The following is a 235-nucleotide window of genomic DNA, read 5'->3' on the forward strand; positions in this document are numbered from 1 at the left end:
GTGGCCTGACCCCATAGGGTGGTCCGGTTTCAGTCTTAGTGCATGATCGGCTTTTCGGCTATTGGCTGGGCAGATGGCGGTGCCGATCCGGGCGGTGGCGCAGGCCAGATAATAGCCTGCGGTGCTGGTGGTTTATATCCAAGCGACGAATGCGGCCGCTCAGTGTTGTAGTAGCGTCTCCATGCCTCGATGATGACCTTTGCCTCCGCGAGGCTGTAGAAGATTTCACCGTTGA

1 protein-coding gene is annotated in these 235 nt (G+C 57.9%); it reads right to left on the reverse strand.

Going from position 1 to position 235, the window contains the following annotated elements; all coding sequences use genetic code 11:
• Positions 1 to 35: 35 nt before the first annotated feature.
• On the reverse strand, positions 36 to 235 hold a 200-nt coding region (locus tag A3840_RS19100), incomplete at its 5' end, for an integrase core domain-containing protein (protein WP_131798325.1).

This window comes from Devosia elaeis (assembly GCF_001650025.1).
Lineage (GTDB): Bacteria > Pseudomonadota > Alphaproteobacteria > Rhizobiales > Devosiaceae > Devosia > Devosia elaeis.